The sequence below is a fragment of the Pseudomonas sp. NPDC089918 genome (assembly GCF_050280605.1).
GTDB lineage: Bacteria > Pseudomonadota > Gammaproteobacteria > Pseudomonadales > Pseudomonadaceae > Aquipseudomonas.
The window spans coordinates 1-17,340 of the sequence record NZ_JBNNVP010000012.1; the positions used below are offsets into that span (position 1 = coordinate 1).

At 59.4% G+C, this 17,340-nt stretch carries 11 protein-coding genes; 6 read left to right on the top strand and 5 right to left on the bottom strand.

Going from position 1 to position 17,340, the window contains the following annotated elements; genetic code table 11:
* Together ACQKPC_RS11015 and ACQKPC_RS11020 are read right to left on the bottom strand one after the other, a co-directional pair.
* Window positions 1-2,389 (bottom strand): diguanylate cyclase domain-containing protein (locus ACQKPC_RS11015; protein ID WP_427624558.1); only part of this gene is annotated, 2,389 nt, incomplete at its 3' end.
* Window positions 2,377-3,396, bottom strand: coding sequence for a substrate-binding domain-containing protein (locus ACQKPC_RS11020; protein ID WP_427624559.1), 1,020 nt, complete (start codon window positions 3,394-3,396; stop codon window positions 2,377-2,379). The genes ACQKPC_RS11020 and ACQKPC_RS11015, both read right to left, overlap by 13 nt.
* A gap of 600 nt (window positions 3,397-3,996) precedes the next feature.
* Between ACQKPC_RS11020 and mexE the strand changes: the two genes are divergently transcribed.
* The 3 genes from mexE to ACQKPC_RS11035 are packed head-to-tail and all read left to right on the top strand — an operon-like array spanning window position 3,997 to window position 9,875.
* The gene (gene mexE, locus ACQKPC_RS11025) at window positions 3,997-5,250 is read left to right on the top strand and encodes a multidrug efflux RND transporter periplasmic adaptor subunit MexE (RefSeq protein WP_401170538.1); all 1,254 of its coding nucleotides are present in this window, start codon (window positions 3,997-3,999) and stop codon (window positions 5,248-5,250) included.
* A 15-nt stretch (window positions 5,251-5,265) separates the two neighbouring features.
* Window positions 5,266-8,457 carry an efflux RND transporter permease subunit gene (locus tag ACQKPC_RS11030; protein ID WP_427624560.1) on the top strand — a complete coding sequence of 1,064 codons (3,192 nt, stop codon included), beginning with the start codon at window positions 5,266-5,268 and terminating at the stop codon, window positions 8,455-8,457.
* On the top strand, window positions 8,454-9,875 hold the full coding sequence (locus ACQKPC_RS11035; RefSeq protein ID WP_427624561.1) for an efflux transporter outer membrane subunit: 1,422 nt from the start codon (window positions 8,454-8,456) through the stop codon (window positions 9,873-9,875). Before ACQKPC_RS11030 ends, ACQKPC_RS11035 begins: the two co-directional genes overlap by 4 nt.
* 208 nt (window positions 9,876-10,083) lie before the next feature.
* Here ACQKPC_RS11035 and ACQKPC_RS11040 read toward each other — a convergent pair whose 3' ends face one another.
* From ACQKPC_RS11040 to ACQKPC_RS11050, 3 genes are read right to left on the bottom strand one after another with little or no spacing between them, the layout of a single operon-like run.
* The gene (locus ACQKPC_RS11040; RefSeq protein WP_427624562.1) at window positions 10,084-11,049 is read right to left on the bottom strand and encodes a biotin/lipoyl-binding protein; all 966 of its coding nucleotides are present in this window, start codon (window positions 11,047-11,049) and stop codon (window positions 10,084-10,086) included.
* Window positions 11,050-11,053: 4 nt separating this feature from the next.
* On the bottom strand, window positions 11,054-11,254 hold the full coding sequence (locus ACQKPC_RS11045; protein ID WP_007905582.1) for a DUF1656 domain-containing protein: 201 nt from the start codon (window positions 11,252-11,254) through the stop codon (window positions 11,054-11,056).
* Window positions 11,244-13,391, bottom strand: a complete 2,148-nt coding sequence (locus ACQKPC_RS11050) for an FUSC family protein (protein WP_427624563.1) — start codon at window positions 13,389-13,391, stop codon at window positions 11,244-11,246. The genes ACQKPC_RS11045 and ACQKPC_RS11050 overlap by 11 nt, the downstream gene beginning before the upstream one ends.
* Window positions 13,392-13,601: 210 nt before the next feature.
* Between ACQKPC_RS11050 and ACQKPC_RS11055 the strand changes: the two genes are divergently transcribed.
* The 3 genes from ACQKPC_RS11055 to ACQKPC_RS11065 all read left to right on the top strand — a co-directional run bounded on the left by ACQKPC_RS11055 (window position 13,602) and on the right by ACQKPC_RS11065 (window position 17,339).
* The gene (locus ACQKPC_RS11055; RefSeq protein ID WP_427624565.1) at window positions 13,602-14,501 is read left to right on the top strand and encodes a bestrophin family protein; all 900 of its coding nucleotides are present in this window, start codon (window positions 13,602-13,604) and stop codon (window positions 14,499-14,501) included.
* Window positions 14,502-14,577: 76 nt separating this feature from the next.
* Complete coding sequence (locus tag ACQKPC_RS11060; RefSeq protein WP_427624566.1) at window positions 14,578-15,633, top strand: tetratricopeptide repeat protein; 1,056 nt, start codon at window positions 14,578-14,580, stop codon at window positions 15,631-15,633.
* Window positions 15,634-15,836: 203 nt separating this feature from the next.
* Window positions 15,837-17,339, top strand: a complete 1,503-nt coding sequence (locus tag ACQKPC_RS11065) for an ATPase domain-containing protein (protein WP_008069933.1) — start codon at window positions 15,837-15,839, stop codon at window positions 17,337-17,339.
* Window position 17,340 lies beyond the last annotated feature (1 nt).

The following is a 17,340-nucleotide window of genomic DNA, read 5'->3' on the forward strand; positions in this document are numbered from 1 at the left end:
CAGTATGAATCACCCAGTCGCCGATGGGCACGATCAACCCGGTCTCTTCGGCCTGCGGAATGAATTTGATTGGAGACACCATGCCGAGCTCGGGATGCTGCCAGCGGATCAATGCCTCTACGCCGATTATCTGACCTGACTGCAAATCCACCTGTGGCTGGTACAGCAGCAGGAACTCGTCATGGTTGAGTGCGTTTCGAAGCCCGTCTTGCATCGCGAGCTTGCCCTGAACCTTGTTATTCATCTCGCTCGTATAGAACTGGTAGCTGTTGCGACCCAGCTCCTTGGCCCGGTACATGGCGGCATCCGCGTTGCTGAGCAACGTCTCGGTATCGCTGCCGTCGGCGGGATAGGTGGCCAACCCCATGCTGCAGGTGACGTGGAGTGTATGTCCGCTGAGCTGAATCGGTCGCAGGATGGCTTCCTGGATTTTGTGCAGGGCGGGAGTAACGCCGTCGAGGTCTGAGGGCTGGTCAAACAGGATGATCACAAACTCGTCGCCACCCAGTCGCACGACGGTGTCGGTGCGGCGTACACACTCCAGCATGCGCTGGGCGACGGTTTTCAGCAGCTCGTCTCCAGCACTGTGCCCAAGGCTGTCATTCACCAGTTTGAATTTGTCCAGATCGAGAAACACCACCGTCACCAGCCGGCTGTAGCGCTGAGCATAAAGTATTGCCTGCTTGAGACGGTCTTCGAGCAGCGTGCGATTCGGCAGCCCGGTCAGTGCGTCATGGTCACCCATATAGCGAATGCGCTTTTCGGTAAGTTGGCGTTCTATCGCAATGCCGGCAAGAGGTGTCGCCATGTTGATCAGTCGCGTCTCGGTCGAGCTGGGGCTGCGTACGGTGCTGGAATACAAGGCAAACGTACCCAATACCTTTCGCTCATGGGACAGAATCGGCGTCGACCAGCACGCGCGAAATCCATAGGGCGCGGCGACTGAACGGTACTCCTCCCACAGCGGATCCAGCTCGATATCGGTGACGATGACCGGTTCTCGTCGATACACCGCGGTGCCGCATGAACCGACGTTCGGACCGATCGCAATCCCGTCAATGAGTTGGTTATAGGCTTTCGGCAAACTGGGCGCAGCCCCGTGCAGCAGGTGTTTGCCATCCTCATCCAGCACCAGGATGGACACCATCATCCCCTCCAGTTGGGACTCGACCAAGTGAGCCAGGCTGTCGAGGACTTCTGCAAGCTCGGTGCTCCTGGCGATCAGCTCCAGGACATGACCTTGTCCGGCACGGATGACGGCTTCTTGCTCTAATCGGCTGTTTTGCAAGGCGAGCCGTTCTGTGGCGATGCTCAATTGGACCGTTCTTTTTTCCAGCTGAAGTCGGTCTTTGAGGAATTGATTCACCGCGCGAGCCATGTTGCCGATCTCGTCTTTCCCATGTTCCGCCATCATCAAATGCGTCTTGTCAGTGCGCTCCTGACGCAATTGCCGGCTTATTTCATTCAGACGCACGAGCACATGACGACCCATGAAGACCCGGGTCACGAACCAGGCGAACACCAGGCTGGCGCCCAACATGATCAGCACCCATTGCTGGCTACGATTTGAGTCCTCGACCAGGCGCTGCAGGGCTTGGCGATAGTCTTCGGTGTAAGCACTGGATTGCGCACGGGCCACCGCGACCAGAACCCCGGCCTCGCTCTTCAGTTCCTCATTGACGCGCTGTATGACGTTGTGCTGATTGATGAGCCTCAGGCGCAGGGAGAAGAGATCGGGCGTCTCCACATTAGCGTCGGGTAACTTGCCTGTGGTGCGCGACAGGCGCTCATATCGGATCCGCAGCCGTTGCACGGCATCACTGTCGACAGCCTGCGGCAGATCGAAAAGTAACACCGCCAGTTCCAGGCTGGCCCGGGTCTGGGTCGCGGTTAACCGGGCGGTGTGATCCTCCATGGTTTGCTTGAAGGTGACCTCGGTTTGCAGCAGGCTTTCTCGCAGCTGCGCAACGATGTTGGCGGTATTGCGGAACATCTGACTCGACTGATGCATGTCGAGTATCGCCACGCCATTGTTCGCGGCAGTCAGCTGCTGCACCAGTTGATCAAGGGCTTCAAGCTGTTCGACGGTCGCCGCATAGCTTGAACGCAGGGTGTCGGGGGAGCGGGTTGTCAGAAGCTGATCGGTCTGGCGTTCGATCAGCAAGGTACGCTGCAGCATGTCTTGCCCATTTTGCATGCGGACCAGTCGTTCTTCCGTCAACTGGCGGGTGCCGTTGTTTGACGTGCGCAAGGCGTAGACCGCAGTTGCACCACTCGTCAGGATCAGCAGCGCCAGCGTCAGAAACGCCAGTGTGAACTGTGCGCGTAGCGATTGCGGCAATAGCCGGCGTCCGAGCCGGGAAGTAACGTCCAATGTCAGGGATTCCATTGGTGGTGATAGATGTCTCGATAGCCATTGTCAGGGTCGTACTGGAATTTCTTCCCGCCGTCGAAGGCGATATTGTCGGCATTGACCAGGTGAATCGGCGCTACGAAGCCGCTCACCGGCTGACCTGCAAACAGCCGGTTCAATTCATCCATCACTTGCCAGCCATGCAGATTGAGCGGCTCGGCCACGGTAACGGTCTGGTAGGTTTTTGCCTGTATGCGCAAGAAAGCCGAAGCGCTGCCATCACCGGCAGATAACAGACTGATGCCGTCACTGGGTATTGCGGCGCTGGTCAATGAGGCAATCGAGTAGTCGAAATAGATATCGTTGATGGCCAGCGTGTGGGTCCAGCGCTTGCCATAGCGCTGAAGCAGCTCCTTGGTGATCAACGGCATCTTCTCGCCACTTTCGGAGATCGCGACATCGCGCACTTCCAGCAACGTACATTCCCGACAGGCCCGAATGACGTTTTCCATGGCCTTGGCTTTCGCCATGGCGATGCTGTACTTGGAGTCGGTCAGGATGACCACGCCGGCGCGTCCGTTTGACTGTGCCACGGCCGCCATGGCCGTGAGGCGAGCCACTTCGAGCGGGTCGGTCGTGACGTTCATGGCCACCGGCGTGCCGTCAATCGGCCCGGGGCGTGCCCCGGCGTGCCAGCCAACTACCGGCACATCCCTGTTGGCGAAGAGGATTAGCGCCGCATTGTTTTCAAGGGCATCGGAGCCGCACAGGATGAGGCCATCGGGTTTCGCTGCCAAGGCATCGGAAAAGGCCTTTGCGCGCCCGGCCGATGATCCAGCGCCATCGAATATCTTCAGCGTCCAGCCCATCACCTTGGCTGCCTCGCGAGCGCCCTGCGCGACACCGACGATTCCTCCGTTACGCAAATCTTCTGCGACAAGGGCGATGCTCTTGCCCCGCAGGGCTCGCGGGCCGGATTCAGGGCCGCTCCAGCGAACGGCTTCAAGGGTGGCCCTGGAAACGATTTCCTGCGCTTGAATCACCGTAACCGTGGCGTTTTCGACAGCGTATCCGGGAGTTGCCGTGAAAAGACAGAAAACCGTAATTGAAGCTATCCAGAGTAGCCAGGGCCTGAGTAACCAGGGCCTGATCAGACAGGTTCGATCACCGCATGTGATGCCGGGTCTGGAGCAGATGGCGCGTTCATAGTCTGGCATGGCGTCCCTTTTTGCCAAGAGTGCAGCGTTCACTATCCGAAAGGATAGTCGGTTCTGCTGTCATCAGGTCTTTTGTGGGGAAAGTGCGCGAACTTTAGTCCTGAACCTTCAGGAAATGGGACAGGGTCCATGGCCTGCTTTGCGCAACTTACGGCTCCTTGTATGGGGATTTGTGTACGCCCCCGGTCCAATGTGTGGGAGCCTGCTCGCGATGGCCGCGACGCGGTTGATGCCAATCCTTACACTCCGGGCAACACTGATTTGTCATCATTTCATTTGAAAGCCCGCCAATGGGAGGTGCATGCTAGAGGGCTTGCAATGAACTTATATCATTCCGAATGATAGTTACCTTCGGTTCATTCGATTCGTGCCATACAACCCCGCCAAGCATCATCCGTCCATCTCAATACATTGGCGGATGCATCCATGGAACAGTCACTCAAACATTTGCGCTTCCCCTTGGCCTTGTTGGCCGTGCTGGTGATGAGCGCCTGCGGCAAGACCCCGGACGCTGCCGCCACGATGCCCGCGGCCAAAGTCAGCGTGGCCAAGGTGCTGGAACAACCGGTCAACGAGTGGGACGAATTCACCGGGCGCCTTGAAGCGCCGGAAACGGTAGAGATTCGTCCACGGGTTTCCGGCCAGATCGATGATGTGGCCTTCACCGAAGGCGCGTTGGTCAAGAAAGGCGACCTGCTGTTCCAGATCGATCCGCGCCCCTTCCAGGCTGAGGTCCGCCGCCTCGAAGCCCTGGTTGCCCAAGCTCGCGCCACCGCCACCCGCAGTGAAAACGAATCCCAGCGCGGCGAACGCCTGCGCACCAGCAACGCGATTTCCGCCGAACTCGCCGACTCGCGCACCAGCGCGGCTCAAGAAGCCCGCGCCGCCGTCGGCGCGCTCCAGGCCCAATTGGACCTGGCCAAACTAAACCTGAGCTTCACCCGCGTCACTGCGCCTATCAGCGGCCGTGTCAGCCGTGCGGAAATCACCGCCGGCAACCTGGTGACCGCCGATACCACCGCGCTGACCAGCGTGGTGTCCACCGACAAGGTCTACGCCTACTTCGACGCCGACGAGCGTGTCTTCCTTAAGTACACCCAGCTCGCCCGCCAGGGCCAACGCGGCGCAACCACGCCGGTTTACCTCGGCCTGTCCAATGAAGACGGCAACCCGCACCAGGGCCAGATGAACTTCGTCGACAACCAGGTCAACCCGAAGACCGGCACCATCCGCGGTCGCGCGGTGTTCGACAACAGCGACGGCACCTACACCCCGGGTCTTTATGCACGCCTGAAACTGGTGGGCAGCGGCACTTACTCCGCGGTGTTGATCAACGACGAAGCGGTCGGTACCGACCTGGGTAAAAAGTTCGTGCTGGTGATGGATGCCGACAACAAAACGGCTTACCGCCCCGTCGAGCTGGGTCCGAAGATCGAAGGTCTGCGCATCGTGCGCAGCGGCCTGAACAAAGACGACACCATCATCGTCAAGGGCTTGCAACGGGTTCGCCCTGGTTCACCGGTCACCCCTGAAGTGATCCCGATGGCCAGCCAGGAAACCCTCGCGGCCCTCGCACAACAACGACAAGCGCTGGAAGCCAGCAACCTGCCTCAAGTCGCACCTGCCAAGGTCGCGCCGGGTGCAGTTGTGAAAGTGGCAGCTGCCACTCCACGCGGTTAAGGGACAATTACTCCGATGAATTTTTCCCAATTCTTCATTTCACGGCCGATCTTTGCAGCGGTACTGTCGCTGCTGATCCTGATCGCCGGCGCCATCTCGCTGTTCCAGTTGCCGATCAGCGAATACCCGGAAGTCGTGCCGCCGACCGTTGTGGTCCGTGCCAACTTCCCGGGCGCCAACCCTAAAGTCATCGGTGAAACCGTGGCCGCTCCGTTGGAGCAAGCCATCACCGGCGTCGAGAACATGCTGTACATGTCCTCGCAGTCCACCGCTGACGGCAAGATCACCCTGACCATCACCTTCGCCCTGGGCACTGACCTGGATAACGCGCAGGTACAGGTTCAGAACCGCGTGACCCGGACCGAGCCCAAACTTCCCGAGGAAGTGACGCGCATCGGTATCACTGTGGACAAGGCGTCGCCCGACCTGACCATGGTTGTGCACTTGACCTCGCCGGACAAACGCTACGACATGCTTTACCTGTCCAACTACGCCTTGCTCAACATCAAGGATGAGTTGGCGCGTCTGGGCGGTGTCGGTGACGTGCAGCTGTTCGGTATGGGCGATTACTCGCTGCGGGTATGGCTCGATCCGAACAAGACTGCTTCGCGTAACCTGACCGCCACCGATGTGGTCACCGCGATTCGTGAACAGAACCGTCAAGTGGCGGCCGGTGCCCTGGGCGCTCCGCCTGCGCCGAATGCCACCGCGTTCCAGCTGTCGGTGAACACGCAAGGCCGTCTGGTTTCCGAAGAAGAGTTTGAGAACATCATCATTCGCTCCGGCGAAAATGGTGAAATCACTCGTCTGAAAGACATCGCTCGCGTCGAACTCGGCTCCAGCCAATACGCCCTGCGTTCCTTGCTGAACAACCAGCCGGCGGTGGCGATCCCGATCTTCCAGCGCCCTGGCTCCAACGCAATCCAGATCTCTAACGACGTTCGGGAGAAAATGGCCGAGCTGAAGAAGAACTTCCCGGAAGGGATGGACTTCAGCATCGTCTATGACCCGACGATCTTCGTGCGCGGCTCCATCGAGGCGGTGGTTCACACCCTCTTCGAAGCGCTGATCCTCGTTGTACTCGTGGTGATCCTGTTCCTGCAAACCTGGCGCGCCTCGATCATTCCGTTGGTAGCGGTGCCTGTTTCGCTGATCGGTACGTTTGCCGTGATGCACCTGTTCGGCTTCTCGTTAAACGCCTTGTCGCTGTTCGGACTGGTACTGGCCATCGGTATCGTGGTCGACGATGCGATTGTGGTGGTGGAGAACGTCGAGCGAAACATCGGGCTCGGATTAACCCCTGTCGAAGCCACCAAGCGTGCGATGCGCGAAGTGACTGGTCCGATCATCGCGACGGCGCTGGTGCTGTGTGCGGTGTTTATCCCGGCGGCGTTCATCTCCGGCTTGACCGGGCAGTTCTATAAACAGTTCGCCCTGACGATTGCGATTTCGACCGTGATTTCGGCCTTCAACTCGCTGACTTTGTCGCCGGCGCTGGCCGCCGTGTTGCTCAAGAGCCATGACGCGCCGAAAGACCGTTTTTCCAAGGTTCTGGACAAAATCTTCGGCGGTTGGTTGTTCCGTCCGTTCAACCGTTTCTTTGACAAGGCCAGCCACGGCTATGTCGGCACCGTGGGCCGGGTTATCCGCAGCAGCGGTATCGCCCTGCTTGTGTATGCCGGCCTGATGGTGTTGACGTTCTTCGGTTTCTCCAATACCCCGACCGGTTTCGTACCTGGCCAGGACAAGCAATACCTGGTGGCCTTCGCGCAACTGCCGGATGCCGCGAGCCTGGACCGTACCGAAGACGTGATCAAGCGCATGTCCGACCTGGCCCTGAAACAGCCTGGCGTGGAAAGCGCGGTGGCCTTCCCGGGTCTGTCGATCAACGGGTTCACCAACAGCCCTAACTCCGGCATCGTGTTCGTGACCCTGAAACCGTTCGACGAGCGCAAGGATCCGAGCATGTCCGCCGGTGCGATTGCCGGTGCATTGAACGGCCAGTACGCCGGGATTCAGGAAGCCTACATGGCGATCTTCCCGCCGCCGCCGGTACAAGGCCTGGGCACCATTGGTGGTTTCCGCCTGCAGATCGAAGACCGGGGCAACCTGGGCTATGACGAGCTGTACAAAGAAACCATGAACATCATCACCAAAAGCCACAGCGTGCCGGAACTGGCCGGCCTGTTCACCAGCTACACCGTGAACGTGCCGCAGGTCGATGCCGCCATCGACCGGGAAAAAGCCAAGACCCACGGCGTGGCCGTCAGCGACATCTTCGACACCCTGCAGATCTATCTGGGTTCGCTGTATGCCAACGACTTCAACCGCTTCGGTCGCACCTATCAGGTAAACGTTCAGGCTGAGCAGCAGTTCCGTCTCGAATCGGACCAGATCGGTCAGTTGAAAGTCCGTAACAACCGGGGCGAGATGATTCCGCTGGCGACCTTCATCAAGGTCAGCGACACCTCCGGGCCGGACCGCGTGATGCACTACAACGGCTTCATCACCGCTGAAATCAACGGTGCCGCAGCCCCCGGCTACAGCTCCGGCCAGGCCGAGAAAGCCATCGAGAAATTGCTCAAGGACGAATTGCCCAACGGCATGACCTACGAGTGGACCGACCTGACCTACCAGCAGATTCTGTCCGGCAACACGGCGCTGTTCGTGTTCCCGCTCTGCGTACTGCTGGCGTTCCTGGTGCTCGCGGCTCAATACGAAAGCTGGAGCCTGCCACTGGCGGTGATCCTGATCGTACCGATGACCCTGCTGTCGGCCATTACCGGTGTGATTGCCTCGGGCGGTGACAACAACATCTTCACCCAGATCGGTTTGATCGTACTGGTGGGACTGGCCTGTAAGAACGCGATTCTGATCGTCGAGTTTGCCAAGGATAAACAGGAAGAAGGCCTCGGCCCGCTGGCAGCGGTGCTGGAAGCTTGCCGTCTGCGTCTGCGGCCGATCCTGATGACCTCCTTCGCGTTCATCATGGGTGTGGTGCCTCTGGTTTTCTCCAGCGGTGCCGGTGCTGAAATGCGTCATGCCATGGGTGTGGCGGTGTTCTCCGGGATGCTCGGGGTGACCTTCTTCGGTCTGTTGCTGACGCCGGTGTTCTACGTACTGATTCGCAACTTTGTGGAGCGCGGTGAAGCGCGCAAAGCGGCCAAGGCACTGAAATTGGAAAAGCAACTGGAGGCGCAACAATGAGCCTGAAAGCCTTCCTGCCGAGCCTTCTGGTGCTGGCCCTGAGTGCCTGTGCCGTCGGCCCGGACTACAAAACCCCAGCGACGGAGGCGGCCAACATCACGGCCGCCACCGATGGCAGCGCCGGTCAGAAGAACTTCGACCGCGCCCGTTTCGAAGGTATCTGGTGGCAGCAGTTCGACGATCCGACCCTCAACCAGTTGGTGACGCAATCCTTGCAAGGCAACCGTGATTTGCGCGTGGCCTTCGCTCGCTGGAAAGCGGCCCGGGCGATTCGCGATGACGCCAGCAATGACGCCATGCCGACCATCACCAGCCGCGCCAGCAGTGATCTGGCCAAAGGACAGATTCCCGGCCAGACCACTAAACGCGTCAGCAGTGAACGCTATGACCTGGGCCTGGACATGGCCTGGGAACTGGACTTGTTCGGTCGCATCCAGCGCAACCTGGAATCCAGCGACGCTGAACAGCAGGCCGCCGAAGCCGATCTTTACCAACTGCAAGTCACCATGATTGCCGAACTGGTGGACGCCTATGGCCAACTGCGCGGCGCACAGTTGCGGGAAAAGATCGCCCTGGCCAACCTGAACAACCAGCAGGAGTCGCGCAAGATCACCGAAAGCCTGCGTGATGCCGGTGTCGGCGATCAGCTGGACGTGGTTCGCGCCGATGCACGCCTGGCCTCTGTCGAAGCCAGCGTGCCGCAACTGCAGGCCGAACAGGTTCGTCAGCGCAACCGCATCGCCACCTTGCTGGGTGAGCGTCCAGACAAGCTGACCGTCGACCTGAGTCCAAAAGACTTGCCAGCGATCGCCAAGGCACTGCCCATTGGTGATCCGGGCGAACTGCTGCAACGGCGTCCGGACATTCGCAGCGCCGAACGCCAACTGGCGGCCGCCACCGCCCGCATCGGCGTGGCCAAAGCTGATTTGTTCCCGCGGGTCAGCCTCAGCGGCTTCCTCGGTTTCACCGCCGGGCGCGGGTCGCAGATCGGTTCCTCGGCGGCCAACGCTTGGGCACTGGGCCCAAGCATCACCTGGGCGGCGTTTGACCTGGGTAGCGTGCGCGCCCGTTTACGCGGAGCCGATGCTGAAGCCGAAGGCGCTCTGGCGACCTACGAGCAGCAAGTACTGCTGGCGCTGGAAGAATCGGAAAACGCCTTCAGCGATTACGGCAAACGTCAGCAGCGCCTGATCTCGCTGATTCGTCAAAGCGAATCAAGCCGCGCCGCCGCGGACCTGGCCGACATTCGCTACCGCGAAGGCACCGTGGACTTCCTCGTGCTGCTCGATGCCCAGCGTGAGCGCCTCGCAGCCGAAGACACCCAGGCCCAGGCCGAAGTCGATTTGTATCGCGGCATTGTCGCGATCTACAAAGCCCTTGGCGGCGGCTGGCAACCAGAGACGGTCGCCAGCAAGTAACGTTTTATAGAGCTCCTTTGGTTGGCCGCAACCAACCAATTCTTTTGCCCCGCGCCTCATTCGGTCGCGGGGCTTTTTTTGTCTGCACGCCGTGCTGGAGTCACCCCCCCCTGTGGGAGCGGGCTTGCTCGCGAATGCGATGTATCAGCCGCAGAATATCTATTGGATGTACCGGCCTCTTCGCGAGCAAGCCCGCTACCACATGGGGTTAGTGTGTTGTCTTGTTATCTCGGTGATCTTCCACAGTCACGGTGGCCGTGGTCCCGGCACGCAGGCGGTTTTTGGCGACATAGTCGGCGTCGATTTGAATCCGTACCGGCACCCGTTGCGCCAGCTTCACCCAAGTGTAACTGGGGTTGATGTTGGCCAGCAGGCGACTGCCGGGGGAGTTCTCGCGGTCGGCGATAGCAAAAGCGATGCTCTGCACGGTGCCGCCGAAGGTCTCGCCGCTCATCAACTCGACCTTTACCCGGTCGCCCTCCTCTATTCGTGGCAGTTTTGTTTCTTCAAAGTAGCCGCTGATATAAAACGAGTCGCTGTCCACCAGTGCCAATAACGCCCCTCCAGCAGTGGCGTAATCACCCTGACGAGTCAGCAGATTGGTCACGTAACCACTGACCGGCGCTGCGACCCGCGTGCGTTGCAAGTCCAGTTCAGCCTGGGTCAATGCGGCGATCGCCAGCTGCACATTGGCTTGTGCCAGGCCCAGATTCGCCTGATTGCGCAACAGCTCCGCCTGCGCCACTGCCACTTCGGTACTGGATTTTTCCCATTCTTCGCCGGAGATCGCGAAACCCTGTTTGAGGGTTCGACGGCGACGCTCTTCGCTTTGGCGCTGCCTGAGCAGCGCTTCGCTGGAGACAATCGTCGCTTCGGATTGGCCCAGCGTGGCTTTTGCGACTTCCACCGCACGCTTGGCATGCTCCACCGCCAGCGTATAACGAGCCGGGTCGATCTCCAGCAGCAACTGGCCTTTCGTAACATGCTGGTTGTCTTGAACGCTCAGGCTGACGATGCGGCCCGAGACATCGGCGGACAATGTCACCACATCGGCGCGAACCCGCGCATCCCGGGTCCAGGGCGCGCGGGTGTAATGTTCCCAGGCGAACCAGCCGAGCACGAAGGCCAGCAATACCACCGCCACAGTCACGAGTCGGGCAAGGATCTTCTTCAAGGCATCAAGCTCCCATCACCAGAATCAGCGTCGCGCAAACACACGCGTACAACGCGCCTTCGAACAAGGCTTCATGCCAGACAAAACGCAGCACGCCAAAGCGGCGCAAGACCCAGTCCAGCAGCAGGAAAATCGGCAGGGCCAGCAGTAACGCCTGGGCAATCGGCGGCAAGTAGACGCCCCCCAATTCAAAATCAATGGGCAAGGGCTGGCTCTCCTTCCGTTTGAGCAGGTTGAAAGTATTTGCGATGTCGTTCCAGAAACGACACCACGATCAACAACGCCACGCGCATCCTGAATACCGACCACAGGTGTTCATGAACATCTAAATGCAAGTCGTCCATTTCATCGCCCAAGACACGCAAGTTTGCGAGCAACTGCTCAAGGTCAATCCCGGGCCGCCCAGAGATCAATCGTCCTGTCTCACGCACGGCAGCCAGCAAACGGTTTTGCTGTTCTGTACTCAGCAACGTGTTGCTTTGCCCCTGTTGCCTGAGCTGGTTCAAGGCCACACCCAGTGCCATGCACCCAAGGCTGACTTCGAACAGCTCGCTGGAGTGCTTGTCGTTGGTCGCCGGCAATAGTCCCAGCATCATGGTCAGGCGATCGACCATACGGCTTTCAAACGTAAATTGCTGTTCATCGGTGGCCGGCGTCTTCAGCAAAGCGTAAACCTGCTCGCAGTTTTCATTGAACAGCCGGCGTATCCGCAAAACGGGCCTGAACGGGAAGATCAAGGCGTAGACACTGAGCGCCAGCGCGGAGGCGCTGACATACGCACCGGCAAACTCGAACCACTGAATGGCACTGTTTTGGCCGATTTCTGTGTTTTGCGGACCCAGCAACAGAATGGTCGTCAGCCCAAGACCAATGCCTGTGCCCGTGGTTGACGGACTGGCCAGCCCCACCGCGACGGCATATAGCAATGGGGCAAGCAACAAGGCGAGTAACTCGAAGTCACTGATCATCGGTACCAGCATGAACAGATAGAGCGCCGACACTACCAAAGCCAGACCCTGCCCCCTGGCAAAGCTTTGCGCGGCCAGCAACGGTCGCGGAAAAGTCGCCATCAGCGAACAGAGAATCCCCACCACAATCATCCCACCACGGGCCCCGTCCCAAGCAGTCTCGATCCAGATCAGACCGGCCACCAGCAACGCGGCAAATGCCCGGATTGCATTCATTGCCGCCAAAGTGAAGTCCAAATGCAGCGGATTTTCCTGGCCACGGAACACACAACTGGCTTCACGCCCCTCCTGAATCGCGTCGCTCAGTTCCAGAATCTGCGCCAGTTGCTCCAGCATCCGTGCCTGCTCCCAGCGCAGTGCCCAGGCCAGTGAACGCAGCGTGGCAGGCATCGTCTCGGTGAGTTGTTCGGCCTTGTAGGCCTGGTCATCGAAACGCTGTTGCAGCGCGGCGAAAGGGTGCCGCGCCTCGGTCGACAGTGAACGCCCTTGCAGGGCCAACTCATCGAGAAACGCCAGTTCTTCGGCGCGCAAACGCTGTATCTCTTCCGGCAATGCGCCTTCCCAGCGTTCGGTGAGCAATAGCCGCTGGTGACGCAGGGCCGTCAACCGCGAAGTCAGCAGCACCAGTTGATTGCCGAGCAACTGCACCAGACTATTGGCGCTGCGCAACCGTGGCGCATCGTAATATAAATGCCGACGTACCCCTTCCAGAGCACTGATTGCGCCGAGCAGTTGCATTTGCCGCCGATGGAAATCGGTTTCGCTTTCTTCGGTTCGGATGACGGCAGCAGCGTGGGTCGCGAGCAGCTTGATGACCTGATCGATCTTGGCGAAGTAATCCCGCGCCACCGCTTCCGGCCGCGCCGTGAGAAGGCTGACCACGCACACGCAAGCCACCGCCAAAAGCGTCTCGGTCACACGAGTGACGGCCAGCAGGAACGTGCCCTCCTGATCGGGCACCGCCAGCAGCGCCACGACCACCGCCGTGTACCCGCTCAGGACAAATGCCTGGGAACTGGTGTAGCGCAACAAGGTTCCGCCGGCGGTACAGAATGCCAACCACAAGGCCAGGGTGAGGATGAAAGGCAGGGGCGCCTGGGGAAAGATCGCCATGATCAACACCGCCACCACTGCTCCGAGCGTGGTGCCGATGACCTGGCCGAAACTTCGGGCCAAGGCCATGCCGCCCAATGGCTGGCTGACGATAACCACCGCCATGATCGACCACTTGGGCTGTTCAAGGTCGAACAGGAAGGCCAGATACAATGTCAGCAGTCCGGCCACAATGGTTCTCAGGGCAAACAGCAGCACCTCTCGTCCGGGGTTGAGTATCGCCTTGAAATATTGAAGCAGTGGTTGCATGGGAGCGCTCATTGAGTCATCTCCAGCAAGCGTAGTCATTGCTTCAGTGCCTCGACAGGTTTCGGTGTCGACAAAACCTGTAGGCAAATTCGCCGATTAACACGCCAACCTTGATAGAGCCTGTCGATTACCTCGTCAGCCATAGCAATTGGACAGCCCCCCCGCCGCCCCTTAGGCTGACACTGCTGCGAAAGCACCACTCTCTATATAAAGTTGCCGCCCATGATTGTGCGTCCCAAGCCGAATCTGATCGGCATGCTGTTTTCCCTTAAAGGCTCGATTGCCAAGCGTATTGCCTTGCGCAGTCTATTGGTAACCCTGCTCGCGTCGGTCATTGTGTTGGTGGAGACTTGGCACCCGGCCTATTTTTCCAAGGTCAATGCCACCCCCTTCACCTTGCTGGGGTTGGCGCTGTCGATCTTCATGAGCTTTCGCAACAACGCTTGCTACGACCGCTGGTGGGAGGGTCGCAAGCAACTGGGGCAACTGATCATCGAAGTACGCTCGTTGATTCGCGAAACCCAAGGATTGATGGCTGCGGCCGAACGTGAACTTCTGCTGCGTGAACTCTGCGGCTTCGCCCATGGCTTGATCGCCCGCCTGCGCTTTGAAAACGAGATGAGCGCGATCAAACCGTGGACGCAAGAAGCCGTAGACGCAAAGCACCCGAACATCACCGACGCACTCTTGCAGCGAATCGGTGCTCGGTGTTCAGCGTTGGCCGGGCGCGGCCAGATCAGTGAATGGCGCTATACCCAACTGGAAACCCGACTGGTCAGCCTCAGCCAGGTCCAGGCCAGTTGTGAGCGAATCAAAAGCACGCCACTGCCCTTCCCTTACACCCTGTTGCTGCACCGCACCATTTATCTGTTCTGCATCTTGTTGCCATTTGCCATGGCCGAACCCCTTGGCTGGCTGACACCGGTGATCACCGCCATTGTCAGCTACACCTTTTTTGGCCTCGACGAAATCGGCGACGATCTGGAAGACCCGTTCGGCTTCGATGAGAACGATCTGCCGTGCAATGCAATTATGCGCATGCTGGAGCGCGAAGTGCTGGCAGCACTGGGGCAAACCGCGTTGCCACCCGCCCTTGAGCCCGTCGACTACGTGCTGAGCTAAGCTTGGGTTTGACTCACAGCCCGGCCTGACCGAAGCTGGTGGCTTTGCAAAAGCCTGCCAGCTCCCGGATTCCTGCATGCCTCAGTCCCGCCGCTACTTGCTCATCAGCCTCTGCGTACTGTTTGCCCTCGTCCTCGCCTGGTTTTTCCTGCGTAGCACGACACCCGTGGTGCCGGCGGCGATCAAACATGGCTACAGCGAAGCACTGGCCCAGGCTCGCGCGGGTCAACCGGGGGCGGCGCGGGTGCTTTATCAGCAATTGGGCCGCCCTGACCTGTCGACCAAGCGCCGTGTCTGGCTGCATGCAGAACTGCCCAACTACCCAAGCCCGCAAGCCCTGAAGCTGGCGGATGCGGACCTGCAACACCCCTCGGCGGATGTGCGCATCGCAGCGATCAAAAGCATCAATGGGTTGGTGCCCAGTGGGCAGCGCAGCCTGTTGCTGGGGCCTTTGCTCGATGACAGCGATCCGAGCGTGCGGTTTGCGGCGGTCAATGCCTTGCTGGGCCTGACGCCGGATGAGCTGGGGTTGTATTTCGGCCCCTTGGAGCAAGCCATCGATGCCTGGGAGCAACTCCTCAAGGGTCAGCCGGAAAGCGCCGAAACCCAGTACCAACTGGCGCGCCTGCACTTGCACAATGCCGAGTTGAAGGACGCGCAGCAGGCCTTGGAGCGCACGTTACAACTGGCGCCCGGCAACCTGCCGGCAGTGGTGATGCAGATCGAAGTGCTGGATAAACAGGGCCAAAGCGATGCTGCCAGGCAATTGTTGGCGAAGCAGCTAAAGGCCCAGCCTGACTCGGCCTATCTGCAACATGCGCTGGGGCTCTGGTTGCTGCATCACGGGCAAAGTGAGTTCGCCCTGCTCGGGTTGTCCAAAGCCGTGGAGCTTGAGCCCGACAACAAGGATTACCGCTACGACCTGGCCACCACGTTGCATGCTGAGCAAGAGCTGGAAGCGGCGCAGAACCAGCTGCAGGAAATCGTTCAGCGCCACCCTGCCGACCGCAAGGCGCGGGTGCTCTTGATCAACTATTGGAAGGAAAGCGGTCAGTTGCAGAACGTACAGATTCTGTTGGCACAGCTGGAGCAGCTCAATCCGGATGATCCGGCGTTGCAGCAAGGGCTTTAATCAAGATCAAGATCAAAAGATCGCAGCCTTCGGCAGCTCCTACGCGCCTGTGGGCGCTGCGATCTTTTGCTTTTTTGTACAAGAACCACACACAAACACGAAAGGTTGAACCGCCGTCTCGGCGAAGGGTCAAGTGATCAGGCAGTCCATTCAGGCACTTCAAGCCTGCTGCCTCGCTTCCCCTAGTCATGAGAGGGCATTTCTTGTCTACATCTAACGAGTTGATCAGTGCAAAAGCCGCCACCGGCATTGAAGGTCTGGATGACATCCTGGCCGGTGGATTGTCCCGCGGCCACGTGTTCTTGCTGGAGGGTGAACCCGGAACCGGCAAAACCACCGTCGCTTTGCATTTTCTGTTGGCTGGCGCCCGTGCCGGCGAGCGCTCGTTGTACATCACCCTGTCGGAAACCGAGCGCGAGCTGCGCCAAGGGGCGTTGTCCCACGGCTGGGAGCTGGATGAGAACATCCACATCTTCGAGCTGACGCCGCCGGAAAGCCTGCTCAATGCCGAGCAACAGCAGAGTCTGCTGTATTCCTCGGACCTGGAGCTGGGCGAAGCCACCAAACAGATTTTCGAGGCGGTCGAACGGGTCAAGCCGACCCGCGTCGTGGTCGACAGCCTGTCCGAAATCCGCCTGTTGGCCCAAAGCTCTTTGCGCTACCGCCGACAGATTCTGGCCATCAAGCATTACTTCGTGCGCTACGAGGCCACGGTGCTGCTGCTGGATGACCTGACCACCGAAGCCCTCGACAAAACCGTGCACAGTGTGGCCCACGGGGTGATTCGCCTCGAAGAATTGACGCCCAATTACGGCGCCGAACGCCGGCGCATTCGCGTGGTGAAGTATCGCGGTCAGAAGTACCGGGGTGGTTTCCATGACTTCACCATCATGGGTGACGGTGTGCATGTGTTCCCGCGCCTGGTGGCGGCCGAACATCGCGGGCGCTATATCCGCCAGCAATTGACCAGTGGCATCCCGGAAATGGATGCCCTGCTCGGTGGCGGTATCGAGACGGGCTCAAGCACCCTGATCCTCGGCCCGGCCGGTACCGGCAAATCCCTGATCTCGATGATCTTCGCCGCTGCGGCAGTGGCCCGTGGCGAAAAGGCTGCGTTGTTCATTTTCGATGAAGAGTTGGGGCTGCTGTTCGAGCGGATGAAAAACATCGGCATCGACCTGAAGGCACTGGAAGACACCGGCAATCTGCTGATCGAGCAAGTGGACGCCGCCGAATTGTCCCCCGGCGAGTTCTCCTACCGGGTTCGTCGTTGTGTCGATGAACGCAATATCAAAACAGTGGTGATCGACAGTATCAACGGCTATCAAGCGGCAATGCCCGAAGAAAATGCCCTGGTGCTGCACATGCACGAGTTGCTGCTGTACCTCAATCGCCAAGGCGCCGCGACATTCATGACCGTCGCCCAGCATGGGCTGGTCGGTGACATGCAGGCCCCCGTCGACATTACCTATCTCGCCGACACGGTCATTCTGCTGCGCTACTTCGAAGCCCTGGGCAAGGTTCGCCGAGCGATCTCGATCATCAAAAAACGTACCGGCAGCCACGAATCGACCATCCGCGAATACCGCATCAGCAGCCAGGGCATGACCATCGGTAAACCACTGGATGCATTCCAGGGTGTATTGCGTGGTGTGCCCACTTACCTGGGCGCGAGCAATCCACTGCTTGAGGAAGATGCTCAGTGAC

What these genes read in the sequence shown, in the direction of transcription:
- ACQKPC_RS11055 (WP_427624565.1), top strand. Translation starts at nt 13,602, where the DNA reads ATGATTGTGCGTCCCAAGCCGAATCTGATCGGCATGCTGTTTTCCCTT.
- ACQKPC_RS11030 (WP_427624560.1), top strand. Translation starts at nt 5,266, where the DNA reads ATGAATTTTTCCCAATTCTTCATTTCACGGCCGATCTTTGCAGCGGTA.
- ACQKPC_RS11035 (WP_427624561.1), top strand. Translation starts at nt 8,454, where the DNA reads ATGAGCCTGAAAGCCTTCCTGCCGAGCCTTCTGGTGCTGGCCCTGAGT.
- mexE (WP_401170538.1), top strand. Translation starts at nt 3,997, where the DNA reads ATGGAACAGTCACTCAAACATTTGCGCTTCCCCTTGGCCTTGTTGGCC.
- ACQKPC_RS11060 (WP_427624566.1), top strand. Translation starts at nt 14,578, where the DNA reads ATGCCTCAGTCCCGCCGCTACTTGCTCATCAGCCTCTGCGTACTGTTT.
- ACQKPC_RS11050 (WP_427624563.1), bottom strand. Translation starts at nt 13,391, where the DNA reads ATGAGCGCTCCCATGCAACCACTGCTTCAATATTTCAAGGCGATACTC.